Annotated in this window: 16 protein-coding genes; 8 read left to right on the forward strand and 8 right to left on the reverse strand. The window is 71.3% G+C overall.

Features of this window, described 5'->3' with window-relative positions; translation table 11 throughout:
* Complete coding sequence (locus tag C0216_RS30345; protein ID WP_114058309.1) at window positions 1-717, forward strand: hypothetical protein; 717 nt, start codon at window positions 1-3, stop codon at window positions 715-717.
* A gap of 234 nt (window positions 718-951) precedes the next feature.
* On the opposite strand, the gene thiC is transcribed toward C0216_RS30345, so the two are convergent.
* Window positions 952-2,745, reverse strand: coding sequence for a phosphomethylpyrimidine synthase ThiC (gene thiC, locus C0216_RS30350; RefSeq protein WP_114058310.1), 1,794 nt, complete (start codon window positions 2,743-2,745; stop codon window positions 952-954).
* Window positions 2,746-2,969: 224 nt separating this feature from the next.
* Between thiC and C0216_RS30355 the strand changes: the two genes are divergently transcribed.
* Window positions 2,970-4,367 (forward strand): YibE/F family protein, encoded by a 1,398-nt coding sequence (locus C0216_RS30355; RefSeq protein WP_114058311.1) that lies wholly within the window; start codon window positions 2,970-2,972, stop codon window positions 4,365-4,367.
* A 13-nt stretch (window positions 4,368-4,380) separates the two neighbouring features.
* Here C0216_RS30355 and C0216_RS30360 read toward each other — a convergent pair whose 3' ends face one another.
* The 4 genes from C0216_RS30360 to C0216_RS30375 all read right to left on the reverse strand — a co-directional run bounded on the left by C0216_RS30360 (window position 4,381) and on the right by C0216_RS30375 (window position 6,715).
* Window positions 4,381-4,830, reverse strand: coding sequence for an SsgA family sporulation/cell division regulator (locus C0216_RS30360; protein ID WP_114058312.1), 450 nt, complete (start codon window positions 4,828-4,830; stop codon window positions 4,381-4,383).
* Window positions 4,831-4,927: 97 nt separating this feature from the next.
* Window positions 4,928-5,674, reverse strand: coding sequence for an IclR family transcriptional regulator (locus tag C0216_RS30365; RefSeq protein WP_246042752.1), 747 nt, complete (start codon window positions 5,672-5,674; stop codon window positions 4,928-4,930).
* A 296-nt stretch (window positions 5,675-5,970) separates the two neighbouring features.
* Window positions 5,971-6,198, reverse strand: coding sequence for a DUF5326 family protein (locus tag C0216_RS30370; protein WP_114058314.1), 228 nt, complete (start codon window positions 6,196-6,198; stop codon window positions 5,971-5,973).
* A gap of 199 nt (window positions 6,199-6,397) precedes the next feature.
* On the reverse strand, window positions 6,398-6,715 hold the full coding sequence (locus tag C0216_RS30375; RefSeq protein ID WP_114058315.1) for a cupin domain-containing protein: 318 nt from the start codon (window positions 6,713-6,715) through the stop codon (window positions 6,398-6,400).
* An 87-nt stretch (window positions 6,716-6,802) separates the two neighbouring features.
* On the opposite strand from C0216_RS30375, the gene C0216_RS30380 reads away from it, so the two are divergent.
* The 4 genes from C0216_RS30380 (at window position 6,803) to C0216_RS30395 (ending at window position 10,018) form a co-directional block, all read left to right on the forward strand.
* Window positions 6,803-7,186, forward strand: coding sequence for a phage holin family protein (locus C0216_RS30380; protein WP_114058316.1), 384 nt, complete (start codon window positions 6,803-6,805; stop codon window positions 7,184-7,186).
* Window positions 7,187-7,225: 39 nt separating this feature from the next.
* Complete coding sequence (locus C0216_RS30385; protein WP_114058317.1) at window positions 7,226-8,401, forward strand: cystathionine gamma-lyase; 1,176 nt, start codon at window positions 7,226-7,228, stop codon at window positions 8,399-8,401.
* Window positions 8,402-8,572: 171 nt separating this feature from the next.
* Entirely contained in the window at window positions 8,573-9,478 is a 906-nt protein-coding gene (locus C0216_RS30390) for a LysR family transcriptional regulator (protein ID WP_114058318.1), read from the forward strand.
* A gap of 60 nt (window positions 9,479-9,538) precedes the next feature.
* Entirely contained in the window at window positions 9,539-10,018 is a 480-nt protein-coding gene (locus C0216_RS30395) for an NUDIX domain-containing protein (protein WP_114058319.1), read from the forward strand.
* A 36-nt stretch (window positions 10,019-10,054) separates the two neighbouring features.
* On the opposite strand, the gene C0216_RS30400 is transcribed toward C0216_RS30395, so the two are convergent.
* Together C0216_RS30400 and C0216_RS30405 are read right to left on the reverse strand one after the other, a co-directional pair.
* Window positions 10,055-11,155, reverse strand: a complete 1,101-nt coding sequence (locus tag C0216_RS30400; protein ID WP_246042753.1) for a globin domain-containing protein — start codon at window positions 11,153-11,155, stop codon at window positions 10,055-10,057.
* A gap of 224 nt (window positions 11,156-11,379) precedes the next feature.
* Window positions 11,380-12,030: an HAD family hydrolase gene (locus tag C0216_RS30405; RefSeq protein WP_114058320.1), complete on the reverse strand. Its 651-nt coding sequence runs from the start codon at window positions 12,028-12,030 to the stop codon at window positions 11,380-11,382.
* Between the two features lie 171 nt (window positions 12,031-12,201).
* Here C0216_RS30405 and C0216_RS30410 point away from each other — a divergent pair, with 171 nt between their 5' ends.
* Window positions 12,202-13,089: a GNAT family N-acetyltransferase gene (locus C0216_RS30410; protein WP_114058321.1), complete on the forward strand. Its 888-nt coding sequence runs from the start codon at window positions 12,202-12,204 to the stop codon at window positions 13,087-13,089.
* A gap of 23 nt (window positions 13,090-13,112) precedes the next feature.
* Window positions 13,113-13,565, forward strand: a complete 453-nt coding sequence (locus C0216_RS30415; protein ID WP_114059028.1) for a GNAT family N-acetyltransferase — start codon at window positions 13,113-13,115, stop codon at window positions 13,563-13,565.
* A gap of 12 nt (window positions 13,566-13,577) precedes the next feature.
* Here C0216_RS30415 and C0216_RS30420 read toward each other — a convergent pair whose 3' ends face one another.
* On the reverse strand, window positions 13,578-14,963 hold the full coding sequence (locus C0216_RS30420) for a serine hydrolase domain-containing protein (protein ID WP_114058322.1): 1,386 nt from the start codon (window positions 14,961-14,963) through the stop codon (window positions 13,578-13,580).
* Window positions 14,964-14,970: the final 7 nt, after the last annotated feature.

Consider the following 14,970-nt stretch of genomic DNA (forward strand, 5'->3'; position numbering starts at 1 on the left):
GTGCCCTTACACGTAGCCTTCACCGACCGGGGCGGCTTGCGGGGGCGGTGCGACGTCGCTGCGGTCCGCACCGTCATCGGGGATCCCGCCTTCGAAGACGGGGCGGTCGTACCGTCCGGGCTGTGGCAGCCGCTCAGCGAGTCTGCCGCCCAAGCGCTGAACGCCCCGCCGTGGACCCCGCCGAGCACGCTGGTGGAGATCGTCCGGCCGCCAGCACCGAACGGCGGGAAGCTGGAAGACCTGGCACAGCAGATAGGCGACGAACAGGCCCAGTACCTGGGTCAGGCCCTCGCCAAGCCCGACATGATCACCACCACCGAGAACTACCAGGACGGCCGCCTCATCGGCCTCCATCTCGACAACTGGGACAAGCTCAATTACGGGCAGAAGACGACCGGCCGACGCCGCCTCGCCCTCAATCTGGGCCCCGGAACCCGGTACATCCTTCTGGGCGCCCTCGACGCCCAAGCCGTCTGCCGGGCAGTCCACCCCGAGGACTATGCGTACCGCTGCCCCAGCACGGACGACTACCGCGCCCACGTCGCCGCAGGGCACCCCATCCGGTGCATCCGGATCCGACTTGCACCCGGCGAGGGCTACATCGCCCCCACGGAGTACCTGCTACACGACGGCTCCACCGATAACCAGGACCAGCCGTCGGCCATGGCCTTCTGGCTCGGCCGCTGGCAGCGCGGCACCCTGCCGTCCCTCGTCTGATCGCGACGCCGCCACCTCGGTCACATCGACCCCGCGCGGGTGGACTACCGCTTCAGGTCGTCTGGCCTGGGGCGCCGGCCGGAGGGGCTGACACACATGGTCCCGGTTCGAAGTGGCGGAACCGGGGACCATGTGCTGAAGGACGATCTATCGTCTGAAGATCAGTCCACAGAACAAACGAAGGCTGACCGACGACTCCCCCCGGATGCCGTCGGTCAGCCCTATTTACGCAGGTCAGTCAGCCAGCGGCAGGTACACACGGTTACCCGAGGCCGCGAACTCCTTCGACTTCTCCAGCATCCCGGCCTCGACCTCCTCCGGAGTGACGTCCGCTTCACCGCCGAACTGCTCTGTGATGCTTCTGCTGATCTTCATCGAGCAGAACTTCGGACCGCACATGGAGCAGAAGTGCGCGGTCTTGGCCGGCTCGGCCGGGAGGGTCTCGTCGTGGAACTCGCGCGCCGTGTCCGGGTCGAGGGCCAGGTTGAACTGGTCCTCCCACCGGAACTCGAACCGCGCGTCCGACAGGGCGTCGTCCCACTCCTGGGCGCCCGGGTGGCCCTTGGCCAGGTCGGCCGCATGGGCCGCGATCTTGTACGTGATGACGCCCGTCTTGACGTCGTCGCGGTTGGGCAGCCCCAGGTGCTCCTTGGGCGTGACGTAGCAGAGCATGGCCGTGCCCCACCAGGCGATCATCGCGGCGCCGATGCCCGAGGTGATGTGGTCGTAGGCCGGTGCCACGTCCGTGGTCAGCGGGCCGAGCGTGTAGAACGGCGCCTCCTCGCAGATCTCCTGCTGGAGGTCGATGTTCTCCTTGATCTTGTGCATCGGTACGTGCCCAGGACCCTCGATCATGGTCTGCACGTTGTGGCGCTTGGCGATCGTGTTCAGCTCGCCGAGCGTCTTGAGCTCCGCGAACTGCGCCGCGTCATTGGCGTCCGCGATGGAACCGGGGCGCAGGCCGTCACCGAGCGAGTAGGTGACGTCATACGCCGCGAGGATCTCGCAGAGCTCCTCGAAGTTCGTGTAGAGGAAGTTCTCCTTGTGGTGCGCCAGGCACCACGCCGCCATGATCGAGCCGCCGCGGGAGACGATGCCGGTCTTGCGGCGGGCGGTCAGCGGGACGTACGGCAGCAGCACGCCGGCGTGGACCGTCATGTAGTCGACGCCCTGCTCGGCCTGCTCGATGACCGTGTCCTTGTAGATCTCCCAGGTCAGCTCCTCGGCCTTGCCGTCGACCTTTTCCAGCGCCTGGTAGAGCGGCACGGTGCCGATCGGCACGGGGGAGTTGCGCAGCACCCACTCGCGCGTGGTGTGGATGTTGCGGCCGGTGGAGAGGTCCATCACCGTGTCGGCGCCCCAGCGGGTGGCCCAGGTCATCTTCTCGACCTCCTCCTCGATGGAGGAGGTGACGGCGGAGTTGCCGATGTTGGCGTTGACCTTCACCAGGAACCGCTTGCCGATGATCATCGGCTCGATCTCCGGGTGGTTCACGTTGGCCGGCAGCACGGCCCGGCCCGCCGCGATCTCCTCGCGCACGACCTCGGGGGAGACGTTCTCGCGGATAGCGACGTACTCCATCTCCGGGGTGACCTCGCCGCGGCGCGCGTACGCGAGCTGCGTGACTGCCTGGCCTCCGCGGCCCCGTCGGGGCAGGCGCGGGCGGCCGGGGAACACCGCGTCGAGGTTCTTGAGGCCCCCGCGCGGCGACGTGTGCTTGATGCCGTCGTCCTCGGGGCGCACCGGGCGGCCCGCGTACTCCTCCGTGTCGCCGCGGCCGATGATCCAGTTCTCGCGCAGCGGCGGCAGCCCGCGGCGCACGTCCGTCTCGATCTGGGGGTCGGTGTACGGCCCGGACGTGTCGTAGAGCGTCACGTCCTTGCCGTTGGTGAGGTGGACCTGGCGAACCGGCACGCGGATGTCGGGGCGGGAGCCCGCGACATAACCCTTGTGCCAGCCCGGCTGGCGCTCGGTCTGGCCGTCGGCGTCCCGGCCGGCGGCAGGCGTGCGTGCGTCCTGAATGGTCATGAGACCTGATCTCCCTACGCCGGCATTACCCGGTAACAGGTTCGGCGGTCGGCGCAGCCTCCTCCCGTACGCATGTCCGCGCGTACGGTGATCAGCGCCCTCTCAGCCCGGTGCTCCGAGCTCCCGCGTTGTGCAAAGGTGCCCCCACGCTAGCGTCATCTGTGGCGTGCTGAACAGTGGGCCCCCTCATCTCTTGCGATGATCAGCCGGTGACGCCCTCGACGATGCCCTCCGGCGAGCCCACCGATCCGCACGAGCCCCCGCCCTCGGACGGCCGCGCACCGAACGGCCGCGGCCGCTCCCCCGAACCGGGCCACTCCCACGGCCACGGGCACGTGCACAGCCACGCGCACGGGCCGGCGGCGCCCGTCTCGAAGCACCTGCGCAAGGTCATCGCGGCCGTGCTGATCCCGTTCGCCGCCGCCGTGTTCGTCGGCATGGCCGTGCTCTGGCCGAACGGCGCTCCCGCGCACGAGCGCTCCGGGGTGGGCTTCGACCGCCAGACGGAGCAGGCGCGCGTGGTCGCGGTGGAGACGGTCGACTGCAAATCGGTGAACGCCTCCCAGGTGCCGCCGACCGGCGACACCTCCACGCCGTCGGGCCGCGAGGCGGTCGCCGGGCAGAACGGTTCCTGCAAGAAGGCCACGGTCGAGGTCGGCACCGGGCCCGACAAGGGACGGACCTTCTTCGAGATCGTCCAGCCGGGCGCGCCGCGCCAGTTGGCCGAGGGGCAGGAGGTCGTCGTGGCGTACGCGCCGGACGCGCCCCGCGACCTCCAGTACTCGGTCATCGACGTCAACCGCAAGCTGCCGCTGGCCGTGCTCGCCGGCCTCTTCGCGCTGGTCGTGGTCCTGGTGGGCCGTATGCGCGGGCTGTTCGCGCTGATCTCGCTCGCCATCAGCTTCACCGTGCTGACGCTGTTCATCCTGCCGGCGATCCTGCAGGGCGCCAATCCGCTGCTCGTGGCGGTCATCGGGGCCAGTGCGATCATGCTGGTCGCCCTCTACATGTGCCACGGCCTGACCGCCCGGACCTCGGTCGCGGTTCTGGGCACGCTCGTGTCCCTGCTGCTGATCGGCCTGCTGGGCTCGGTGTTCATCGACTGGGCGTTCCTCAGCGGCAACACCGACGACAACACCGGGCTGATCCACGGCCTCTACCCGGAGATCGACATGAGCGGCCTGCTGCTCGCAGGCGTCATCATCGGATCGCTGGGCGTGCTCGATGATGTGACGGTCACACAGACGTCGGCGGTGTGGGAACTCCACCAGGCGGACCCGTCGATGGGGCCGCGGGCCGTCTACCTGGCGGCCATTCGCATCGGCCGGGACCACATCGCGTCGGTGGTCAACACGCTGGTCCTGGCCTACGCGGGCGCGGCGCTGCCGCTGCTGCTGCTGTTCTCGATCGCGAACAGCAGCATGGGGTCGGTGGCGAACAGCGAGCTCGTCGCGGAGGAGATCGTACGGACCCTGGTGGGGTCGATCGGCCTGGTGGCCTCGGTCCCCGTGACGACAGCCCTGGCGGCGCTGGTCGTCTCCGCGGACCGGCCCGGCTCCCAGGCCGCCGGCGGCGCCCCCGCGGCGGGCCGGGGCGGGCGGGGGCGCCGGCGCAAGCGCTGATCCGGCCGCGGCGCTAGCCCGCGTTCTGCTCGTTCTGCCGCGCCTCGGACAGGATCCGGTCGAGGGCCTCTTCCAGGCTCCCTTCGAAGTCGCCGAGGCTGCGCTCCTGGCCGAGCGGAACGATCCGGTCGGTGCGGTCGAGGAAGGCCACGAGCGGGGCGGCGCCGGCCCGGAACAGCGCCCGGTCGCTGCCGACCTGGAGCCGGATGTGGACGTCCGACAACTCGTCGGGGGAGGTGGGGGCGACGTGCACATCTCCCTCGCCGCACGGCTTGTTGATGCCGTCGAGGAGGAGTTCCCGCCCGAATGCCCAGGTCACCGGCGCATCCCCGGGAAGGTGGAAGGTCAGGCGCACCGCATACGGGTCGCCGGCGTCATACCGGAGCTCCACCGGGATCCGGAACGAGAGCTCCTCGGAAACGAGGAAGCTCATCATGACCTCTGCCTGAACCGATTCGCGCATTGCCTACCCCGCTGTCGTGGAAGTGGCCAGGAATGACCCCCCGAGACCCTCTTGACAAGGGTGGTGGAAGCTGTCGCGGATCACAAGGAGTGAGTTTTCAGATACTGATAGAGAACGAGAGGGTGCTCAACAGCGCGCCTACTTCACTCCGTAGTCGTGCGACTACACACGGCAACTTCTCCGCCTGGTGCAAGGGGAGAGAAATCGCCATGGTCGCCGCGGTGTCCCCCGCGGTGATCGGGATGGCCGCGCACACCGTGCCCAGCGCGTACTCCTGGTGCTCCGTCACCGGCTGCATGCGGCCCAGCGATCCGATGCGCTGCTCCAGCGCGCGCTGGTCCCGCACCGTGTACGGCGTGATGGCCTCGACGGGGTGCCGGTCGTAGTAGTCCCGGCGGGTCTCCTCGTCCAACTGGGCCAGCAGGCACTGCCCGATCGCGTGGGCGTGGCCGGTGGCGCGGAAGTCCGCCCACTCCTCCACCGCCGGGTCGGAGGGCGTGTCCGAGACGCCCACCACCTCGATCTCCCCGTCCCGGAACACCGCGAAGTACACCGGGGCGCCGACCGCGTCGCGGAAGTGGGCCAGCGAGTCGAGAATCATGCTGCGACGTTTCTGCTGCACCCCGCCGCCGGCCAGCCGTCCGGCCGCGGCCCCGAGGACGAACACGCCGCCCTCGCGGCGCAGGTATCCCTCGTAGGTGAGCGTGCGCAGCAGGTGGTATGCGGTGGGCAGCGGGAGGCCGGCCTCACGCGCGAGCTGCTTCGCCGGGGCTCCCCCGCTGTGGGAGCCCGCTGCTTCGAGCAGCCGCAGCGCCCGCTGCACCGAACCGATCAGCGTGGACACACCGGCATTGTGAACCGGAGACACAGCTCACCCCCAGGCCTGGCGGCGGGCCAGAGGGCCCGCCCTGCGGGGGCCGCCCCCGCCACACGCCGCGGGTCCTGGGGGTCATGCTCGGGCCATGAGTGGCGTAGCCGCAGGTCACAGCGGTGCTTTCGGCGTTCGCTCCCAGGAGCGGCACAGGCGCGACTCTATCCACCGTCGCGCGCGCCGTGAGCTTCCGCATGCCCCACGTTCCCCCACTCGGGTTAACCTCGGCGGACCCTGCAGCCGCTCCGCCGCAGCGGCGCCGCCCGTCGCTACCAGTCGCGCGAGGAGGACTTCGTGCTGCTCCCGCCGAACTTCTTCACCAGGAAGACCAGTCCGCCGACGAGCGCCACGAACAGCAGCAGCTTGAAGGCGAACCCGATCAGGGCACCGAGGATGCTTGTGATGACGCCGCCGAAGACGAACAGCACCAGAAGGGGGATCGCAACCCACTTCACCCACCAGGGCATGCCGGCGAACGTTTCTCGGATGCCGTCCATGGCTCGACCTCTTCCTCTACCGCCCGCGTGTCCGCGTGCGTGTCGCATGTCGTCGTACGGTCGTGTTTCCTGACTCGATGCTAGGAGGCCGAGGACGCCGACGGGGGCCCGCGAGCCCCCGGAGTCCCCTGATCCGGCCCTTAGGGGACTCCGGGGGCCACCCCGGAGCCGGACCCTCCGCGGGCCCGGTGCCGCGCGGTCAGGCCTCCGGCGGGGAGAACACCACCAGCACCTTCAGGTCCTCGCTGATGTGGTGGAACTTGTGCGGGACCCCGGCCGGCACGTAGACGACACTCCCCCGGGCCACCGTCGTCGTCTCCTCCCCGACCGTGATCGAGGCGCGGCCGCTCACGACGAAGTACACCTCGTCCTGGCGGTGCGGCTGCTGCGGGTCGCTCTGGCCGGCGTCGAGCGCGTACAGGCCGACCGACATGTTCGGCTCGCGCAGGAACTGCAGGTAGGCGCCGTCGTTCGCGAGGCGCTCCGCCTCGAGCTCGTCCAGCCGGAAGGCCTTCATCGTCGTTGTGCCCCTCGTGTTCTCGTGTCCCGGCATCAGCGGATCCGCCGATGTCCCACCAGGATCTTCTCTGCCACGATCAGACACATGACGAATTTCGTAGTCAAGACGCTGGCGAACGCCGCCGCCCTCGCCGTGGCCATCTGGCTGGTCTCCGGCATCACGCTGGACGACCACTCCAGCTCCCTGGGGCACAGGACGCTGACCCTGGTGCTGGTCGCCCTGGTCTTCGGGCTGGTCAACCTCATCGTCAAGCCGGTCGTGAAGTTGCTGTCGCTGCCGCTCTTCGTCCTCACCCTGGGCCTGTTCACGCTCGTCGTGAACGCCCTCATGCTGCTCCTGACGTCCTGGCTGGCCAAGCAGCTCGACCTCAGCTTCCACGTCGATGGCTTCTGGAGCGCCCTGCTCGGCGGCCTGATCATCTCCGTCGTGTCGTGGGCCGTGAACCTGGCCCTGCCCGACAAGGACTGACCGGCCGCAGGGCCCGCCCACCGTGAAGGAGCACACCGCATGAACGGGAACGACCGCACCGGGGGCCGGGCCTCCGCGCCCACCGCGGCGGGGGAGGGCACCCGCGCCGTGCGGGCAGGCCTTCCGGAGCCGGTGAAGAACGAGCCGCCGCTGCCCGGCCCCGTCTTCGCCGCCCACTTCCACCTCCCCGGGGAGGTGGAGGGCCCGTACACCTACGGACGGGACACCAATCCCACCTGGACCCTGCTGGAGCAGGCCATCGGCGAACTGGAGGCCCCCGGCGCGGACGGCGCGCAGACCGTGGTCTTCGCCTCCGGCATGGCCGCCGTCTCCGCCGTCCTCCTCTCCCAGGCCCGGGCCGGCGACACCGTCGTCCTGCCCGACGACGGCTACCAGGCGCTGCCCCTGGTCCGCGAGCAGCTCGCGGCCTACGGGGTCCGCGTCCGCACAGCCCCCACCAGCGGCGACGCCCAGCTCGCCGCCCTCGACGGTGCCCGGCTGCTGTGGATCGAGACGCCCTCCAATCCCGGACTGGACGTCTGCGACGTACGGCGCCTGGCCGAGGCGGCACGGGCGGGCGGCACCCTGGTGGCCGTCGACAACACGCTCGCCACCCCGCTCGGGCAGCGGCCGCTGGAGTTGGGCGCCGACTTCTCCGTGGCCAGCGGCACCAAGGGGCTGACCGGCCACGGCGATGTCCTGCTCGGCTACGTCGTCTGCCGCGACCCCGGACTCGCAGCAGGCATCCGGCGCTGGCGCAAGGTCATCGGCTCCATCCCGGGCCCCATGGAGGCCTGGCTCGCCCACCGCTCCCTGGCCACCCTCCAGCTGCGCACCCGCCGCCAGTGGTCCAACGCCCTGGCCGTCGCCGAGGCGCTGACCGGGCGGGCCGAGGTCACCGGTCTCCGCCACCCGGGACTGCCCGGCGACCCCTCGCACGCCACGGCCGCACGCCAGATGCAGGGCTTCGGCTCCGTCGTCTCCTTCACGCTGCCCGACCGGGCCCACGCCGAGCGGTTCATGGCGGCGCTGCGCCTGGTCGAGGACGCGACGAGCTTCGGCGGTGTCCGGTCCACTGCGGAACGGCGGCGCAGGTGGGGCGGCGACGCCGTCCCGGAGGGCTTCATCCGCTTCTCCGCCGGCATCGAGGACGAGGACGACCTGGTCGCGGACGTGCTGCGGGCCCTCGACGACGCGGCCGCGGCCGGTCCCTGAGCAGGCGCGGAAGGCGGTCCGAGCCTCCCCCCTCCTGGCTCGGACCGCCTCCGGGTTCCACGCAAGAACCACGTGTCCCAGGCTAGTTGACCGTGCGTCAGAGTCCAATCACCGTAGCGACAGGGGCCTATCGGCATATTTATAGTGGAAGGCCCACCGAGAGGGGCCGCCATGGACCTGGCCCTGCTGCGCACCTTCGTGGCCGTGCACCGGGCGGGCTCGTTCACCCGGGCCGCCGCCCTGCTCGGGCTGTCGCAGCCCGCCGTCACCTCGCAGATACGGACGCTCGAACGCCAACTGGGGCGCCCCCTGTTCCACCGGCGCTCCCGCGGTGTCACCCCGACCGCCGTCGGTGACGAGCTCGCCCACAAGGCCGCGCCGCACCTCGACGCCCTGCTGCGGATCACCGAGGCCGAGCGGGAGGCGGCCGGCGCCCAGCGGACCCTGCACCTCGCCGGTCCGCCCGAGTTCCTCTCCCTGCGCGTCCTGCCCGCGCTCGCCCCGCTCGTCGGCCAGGGCCACGCCCTGCGCACGGCGCTGCGGACCGACGCCGCAGAAGCCCTCGACGGCCTCGCCTCCGGCCACCACGACCTCGTCACGACCACCGTCCGGCCGCGCGGCGGGCTCTTCACGGCCACCGCCCTCTGCGACGAGGAGCACCTCCTGGTCGCCGCCCCGTACTGGGCGGCGCTCGTCGACCCGGACCGGCTGCGCGAGGCCGGGCCGGCCACCCTCGACGGCATTCCGCTGGTCGAGGTGCACGAGAGCATGCCGCTGGCCACGCGGTACTGGGCGGCCGTGTTCGAGAGCCGGCCCGACACCCGGCCCGACGCCGCGACCGTCGTCGTCCCCGACCTGCGGGCCGTGCTGGAGTGCGTGCGGGCGGGCGCCGGACTCGCCGTACTTCCCCGCTACCTGTGCCGGGAGGCCCTCGACCGCGGGGAGGTCGTCGCCCTGCCCGAGCCTCCCGTCCCCCCGCTGCGCACCTGGTTCCTCGTCGTCCGCACCGGAAGCCTCGCACTCTCCCACCTGGCCCGCGCCCACGAGCTGCTGGTGGGTGCGGCGGCGCGCTGGTGAACCGGCGCATTCCGGCCGACAGCGCGTTTCAGAACCGGAGTCCCGGGCCACTCTTTCCCCATGACCGAACGTCCCGTGGTCAAACGCACCGCCCGCGCGATTCTGCTCGACGGTGACGACCTGATCCTCATCAAGCGCACCAAGCCCGGCGTCGACCCCTACTGGCTCACTCCCGGCGGCGGCGTCGAGCCCACCGACGCCACCGTCGTCGACGCCCTCCACCGGGAGGTCCACGAGGAGCTCGGAGCCAAGATCACCGATGTGGTGCCCTGCTTCGTCGACACCGTCGAGCACATCGCCGAGGGCGGGGTTACGGGGGTGAAGGTGCAGCACTTCTTCGTCTGCCGCCTGGCCTCGATGGACCCGGGCCAGCGGCACGGCCCCGAGGTCGACCAGCCCGAGGGCGAGTACGAGATCGTCCGCGTGCCGTTCAGCCGGGTCGGCATCGCCGCCGTCCACCTCGTCCCGCTGTCCCTGCGCCACTACCTCGACGGCAACATCGAGGGGGTCCGGGCCATGCACGCGCCCGATCTGGGCTGAGCCCACGCGAACCCGCCGGTTCGGGGGTCTCGGGCGTCAAACGGCCGCGCCCACCAGGTCGCCGACCGCGTCGTAGCGGATACGGTCCTGCGGGATCCCGATCCGCCGCAGTTCGTCCACCCCGCTGCGGATCATCGCCGGCGGCCCCGAGACGAACGCGTCGTACGAACTCCACGGGCCGTGCTCGCCCACGGCCTGGGGGAGCTGCCCGGCCAGCCCCTCGCCGACCACCGGGCGCACCGACAGCCAGGGGTGCGAGCGCTGGAGCCCCAGCAGGGTGTCCTTGTCGTAGAGGTCCCCGTCGCTGCGCGCCCCGAAGAAGACCTCCACCGGCCGGCGCTCGCCGTGCTCCGCCACGTCCTCGATCAGGGCCTTGATCGGGGCGATCCCCGTGCCGCCGCCCAGGCAGAGCATGCCGTTGTCGGTGGTGTGGTCGACCACCATGGACCCGGCGGGGGGACCGAGCCGGAGCACGTCGCCGGGCCGGGCGTGACGCACCAGGGCATTGGAGACCCAGCCCGCGGGGACGGCTTTCACGTGGAAGGAGAGCAGCCCGTCGGCACGCGGCGCGGAGGCGAAGGAGTAGTGGCGCCACACCCGGGGCCACCACGGGGTCTCCAGGCTCGTGTACTGGCCCGCCAGGAAGGGGTACGGCTGGTCGGGGCGGACCGTCAGCACTGCGATGTCCTGGGTGCGCAGCTCGTGGGAGACGACCTCCGCGTGCCACCAGGCCGGGGATGTCCGCTCGTCTTCGGCAGCCGCGTCGATCATCGTCTGGGAGATGGCGGTGTACGCGCGCACCCACGCCGCCTCCGCCTCGGCTCCCCAGGTGGCCGTCGCATAGCGGGCCAGCGCGCCGATCAGCGCCTCGCCGACCACCGGATAGTGGCCGGGCTGCGTGCCGTACTTCCGGTGGCCCGTGCCGAGGCGCCGCAGGTAGGAGGTGAGCACACCGGGGTCGTCGATGTGCTCGGCGGCGGTGAGCAGCGCCTTGAGGAGCCGGTCGCGCTGGGTGTCCATCGCGACCGGGAACATGTCCCGCAGTTCCGGGTGCCGGGTGAAGACCAGTGCGTAGAAGTAGGACGTCACCCGGTCGGCGACGGGGGCGATCTCCTGCAGCGTCCGGCGGATGAGCACCGCGTCCGGGGACGGTTCGGTCCGACTGCTCCCGGGCGATATCCGGGTCGCGGGTCTGGCCGGTCTGGTGGGCGGAGCGTCCATGCGGTGCCTCGCTTCGAGCGTCTCGGTCGACAAGCACGCCACGGCCTTCTATCCGTGGTTCCGGGTCCCACAGCCTGCCAGCCGATCGAAAACACCCGCGGGGGATTGGGGAAAGTCCGCGTTCCCGGCGCTCTTTCCTCCTAAGATGCTGCGACTCCCGGGCGTGCCGCGGCAACGAGCTGGTAGGCCTCCCGGAGGTCCCGGCCCTCGTACACGTGCGTCGCCCGTTCGGCAAGGAACGGGCGCGCGTTGACCGCCACCGACACCGGCACGGCCCCGAAGAGCACCTCGTCCGTCGCCGAGTCCCCGTATGCCACGCAGTCGGCCCGGGACAGTCCGAAGCGCTCGCACAGCCGGTCCGCCACCGAAACCTTGTCCTTGGGCGTCAGGATGCCCGCGACGTCCATCGGGCCGACGAACGGCACCTGCGGGAAGAGCGAGCCGTGGGCGGCGTGCGCGCCCCACTCCAGCAGCAGTTCCACGAAGAACGACGGCGACAGCGAAACCACGGCGCAGAACTCGCCGCGCTCCCTGATCTCCGACCACACCTCACGGATGCCCGACAGCCAGGGGGAGCCGTCGAAGGCTGCGCGGACATGCGCCGTCGTCAGCTCCGCCCACAACGCGTGCACCGCGAGGGAGAACTGCGGCGGGTCCAGCTTGCGAGCACTGAAGGCCCGCTCCAGCGCCGCGATCTCCGCCCCCAGGCCGAGTTGCCGGGAGATCTCGACCGGAGCGGCCGATCCGTACATCAGGGTGCCGTCGAGATCGAACAGGTGCAGGCGCGTCATGGCAGGGAGGCTAACGGCTGGTTTCACGTGAAACGGCGGGTTCCGCCGGAAACCCCGGCGTGGTTTCACGTGAAACACCGCCAGGTTTCACGTGAAACATCAGCCGGTTCACCGGCGAACTTCGGCCGAATTCCCCTGGACGCCCCTCCCGCGATGATCCAGTCTGGCCGGGTGACACCACCACACCTCACCGACCTGCCGATCCGGGCGCTGACCGTGGACGACCTCCGCCGCTGCGCCGACCTGTCCCAAGACCGCGGGTGGCCGCGCGAGGACCACAAGTGGGGGCTCCTCCTCGCCGCAGGCTCCGGTTACGGCATCGACGCTCCCGATGGAGCCGGGCTCGCCGCGGCCTGCGTCGTCACCTCCTACGGACCCGCCCCCGATGAGCCCGAACTGGCGGCGATCGGAATGGTCCTGGTGGCCGACCGGTACGCCCGCCGCGGCCTCGGCCGCCGACTGATGACACATGTGTGCGACGACGTTCTGAAGGGGGTGCCGCTCACCCTCCATGCCACACCCCACGGCCAGCCCCTGTACGAGGAGCTCGGATTCGCCTCGACGGGGCGGGCCGAGATGCTGAGGGGCTCCTTCCGGCCCGGTCAGGCAGGGCCGGATCCGGCCGCGGCAGTGGTGCGCCCGGCCACCGGCGAGGACATCCCGCGGATCGTGCGCCTGGACACCGAGGTCTTCGGAACCGACCGCACTCACATGGTCACGCGGCTTCCGGCGTTCGCGGACCGCCTGCTCGTCGCCGAGGACGGAGCGGGCCGGCTCATCGGCTACGCGGCCATGTGGCCCAACATGGAGACACATGTGATCGGCCCGCTGATCGCACGGGACACCGAGGGCGCGAAGGCCCTGACGACCGCGCTCGCCGCCCTGACCGACCGGCCCCTGCGCACGGATGTCGATGTGCGCCACGAGGAGTTCACCGCCTGGCTCAGGGAGCGCGGCCTGGAGACCGTCGCCTTCAACGCGGTCATGACCCGCGCCCTGCCCTCCCTTCCCGGAGACTGGACCCGCCGCTGGGCCCCGCTGACCGTGGCCGCCGGCTGAGAAAGGAAGGCACCGTGTCCGACCTGTCCGAGGCCGTCATCCGCCCGGCATCCGAAGAGGACCTTCCGGCCATCGTCGCCATGCTGGCCGACGATCCTCTGGGCGCCGCACGCGAGTCACCGGACGACCTCACCCCCTACCGGGCGGCCTACCGGCAGCTCGCCGCGGACCCGAACCAGCACGTGATGGTCGCGGTCCGCGACGGCCGCGTGGTGGGCACCCTCCAGCTGACCTTCATTCCGGGCCTGTCCCGCCAGGGCGCCATGCGCTCGGTCATCGAGGGCGTCCGCGTCCACGCCGACGAACGGGGCAGCGGTCTCGGCACCCGGTTCATCGAGTGGGCGGTCGAGCGGTCCCGGGAGGAGGGCTGCCGGCTGGTGCAGCTCACGTCGGACGCGACGCGAAAGGACGCCCACCGCTTCTACGAGCGGCTCGGCTTCACCGCCTCGCACGTCGGCTTCAAACTCGCCCTCTGACCGTCGGCGAGGTCAGCCGATGCCGCGCCAGCCCTGCGGGTCCACTCCGCCCGGAACGGGCGTCTCGGGGTCGTAGGGCTGCCGGGTGAACACGAAGGAGCCGAGGTCGAGGTGGCTCACCGTGCCGTCGGGCCCGCGCACGGCCCGCAGGGTCTCGCCCGCGTAGTAGCCGGACAGGCCCACCCAGGTGCCGTCGGGCTGGGGGCGGAACCGGGCGGCACGGCCCTGCACCGCCACCGGGCCGAGCTCCAGGTGGCCGTCGGAGCGCAGCCGGACCGCGTGCGCGGCCGTCCCCCAGTACCAGGGCCCGCACAGCTCCAGGGCCACCGGATCTTCCTCCGCGAAGGGCTTCCACGGGGCGGGGATCCGCGGCTCCGCCTCGGCCACGAGGTGCAGCAGCTCCACCGCGACCGTCGCAGCGGGCAGCCCGGACGTGCAGTTGGCCAGCACGACCGCCGACAGGTCGTCCGCCGCGCTCAGCCACAGGCCGGCGACGAAGCCGGGCAGCGAGCCGCTGTGCCCGGCGATCCGCCGGGCGCCGCTCTGCACGAGCTGCAGGCCCAGCCCGTACCCCTGGTCGGCGAGCCCCGGCTCCGGAGGCGACGCCGCGACGGCCATCTCCGCGACTGTCGCCGCGCCGAGGACGCGGTCGTCACCGTGGATCAGGAACTGCCCGAACCGTGCGAGGTCCCGGGTAGTGGACCACAGCTGGCCCGCAGGGGCCATCAGTCCCAGGTCCTCCGCGGGTTCGGGAAGCATCACGTCGGCCCACGGGTGAACGGCCCAGCCGCCCGCATACGGCGCCTGGGCCTGCACCGTGGTGCGGTCCAGGCCCAGGGGCTCCAGCACCTCCGCGCGGAGCGCCTCCTCCCACGGCCTGCCCCGCAGCGCCTCGACGAGCGAACCGAGCAGCGTGTAACCCGGGTTGGAGTAGTGGTGGCGCCTGCCCGGCTCGAACCGGAAGGGCTCCTCGCCGAGTACGTCTGCGAGTTCCGGTCGGAGCGCCGCGGAGGAGCGCTCCCACCACTCGCCGGGAGTCTCGGCGGCCAGCCCACCCGTGTGGGACAGCAGTTGGGCGACCGTCACCTCGCCGGCACCGGTGCCGGGCAGGTGCTTCTCGACCGGATCGGCGAGCGACAGCAGCCCCTCGTCACGCAGCCGCATCACGAGCACCGCGGTGAACGTCTTGGTGATGGAGCCGATCCGGTACTGCACGTTCCCGTCGGGCCCGTGGCCTTCCGCCGAGGTGCGCGCGCCCTCCCAGACGACGGCGCCGCCGCGGGCGACCGCAGCGACCAGCGAGGGCGCCCGCCCCTCGCTCTGGGCGGCGGCGATCCGGTGGAGCAGCGCGCGCCGAGTCGCGGGAAGCAGGTGCAGTTCGTCAGGCAGGGCGTCCATGCCCCGG

This window comes from Streptomyces globosus (genome assembly GCF_003325375.1).
In the GTDB taxonomy this organism is placed as follows: Bacteria; Actinomycetota; Actinomycetes; order Streptomycetales; family Streptomycetaceae; genus Streptomyces; species Streptomyces globosus_A.

What these genes read in the sequence shown, in the direction of transcription:
- thiC (WP_114058310.1), bottom strand. Translation starts at nt 2,745, where the DNA reads ATGACCATTCAGGACGCACGCACGCCTGCCGCCGGCCGGGACGCCGAC.
- C0216_RS30355 (WP_114058311.1), top strand. Translation starts at nt 2,970, where the DNA reads ATGCCCTCCGGCGAGCCCACCGATCCGCACGAGCCCCCGCCCTCGGAC.
- C0216_RS30360 (WP_114058312.1), bottom strand. Translation starts at nt 4,830, where the DNA reads ATGCGCGAATCGGTTCAGGCAGAGGTCATGATGAGCTTCCTCGTTTCC.
- C0216_RS30370 (WP_114058314.1), bottom strand. Translation starts at nt 6,198, where the DNA reads ATGGACGGCATCCGAGAAACGTTCGCCGGCATGCCCTGGTGGGTGAAG.
- C0216_RS30375 (WP_114058315.1), bottom strand. Translation starts at nt 6,715, where the DNA reads ATGAAGGCCTTCCGGCTGGACGAGCTCGAGGCGGAGCGCCTCGCGAAC.
- C0216_RS30380 (WP_114058316.1), top strand. Translation starts at nt 6,803, where the DNA reads ATGACGAATTTCGTAGTCAAGACGCTGGCGAACGCCGCCGCCCTCGCC.
- C0216_RS30385 (WP_114058317.1), top strand. Translation starts at nt 7,226, where the DNA reads ATGAACGGGAACGACCGCACCGGGGGCCGGGCCTCCGCGCCCACCGCG.
- C0216_RS30390 (WP_114058318.1), top strand. Translation starts at nt 8,573, where the DNA reads ATGGACCTGGCCCTGCTGCGCACCTTCGTGGCCGTGCACCGGGCGGGC.
- C0216_RS30395 (WP_114058319.1), top strand. Translation starts at nt 9,539, where the DNA reads ATGACCGAACGTCCCGTGGTCAAACGCACCGCCCGCGCGATTCTGCTC.
- C0216_RS30405 (WP_114058320.1), bottom strand. Translation starts at nt 12,030, where the DNA reads ATGACGCGCCTGCACCTGTTCGATCTCGACGGCACCCTGATGTACGGA.
- C0216_RS30420 (WP_114058322.1), bottom strand. Translation starts at nt 14,963, where the DNA reads ATGGACGCCCTGCCTGACGAACTGCACCTGCTTCCCGCGACTCGGCGC.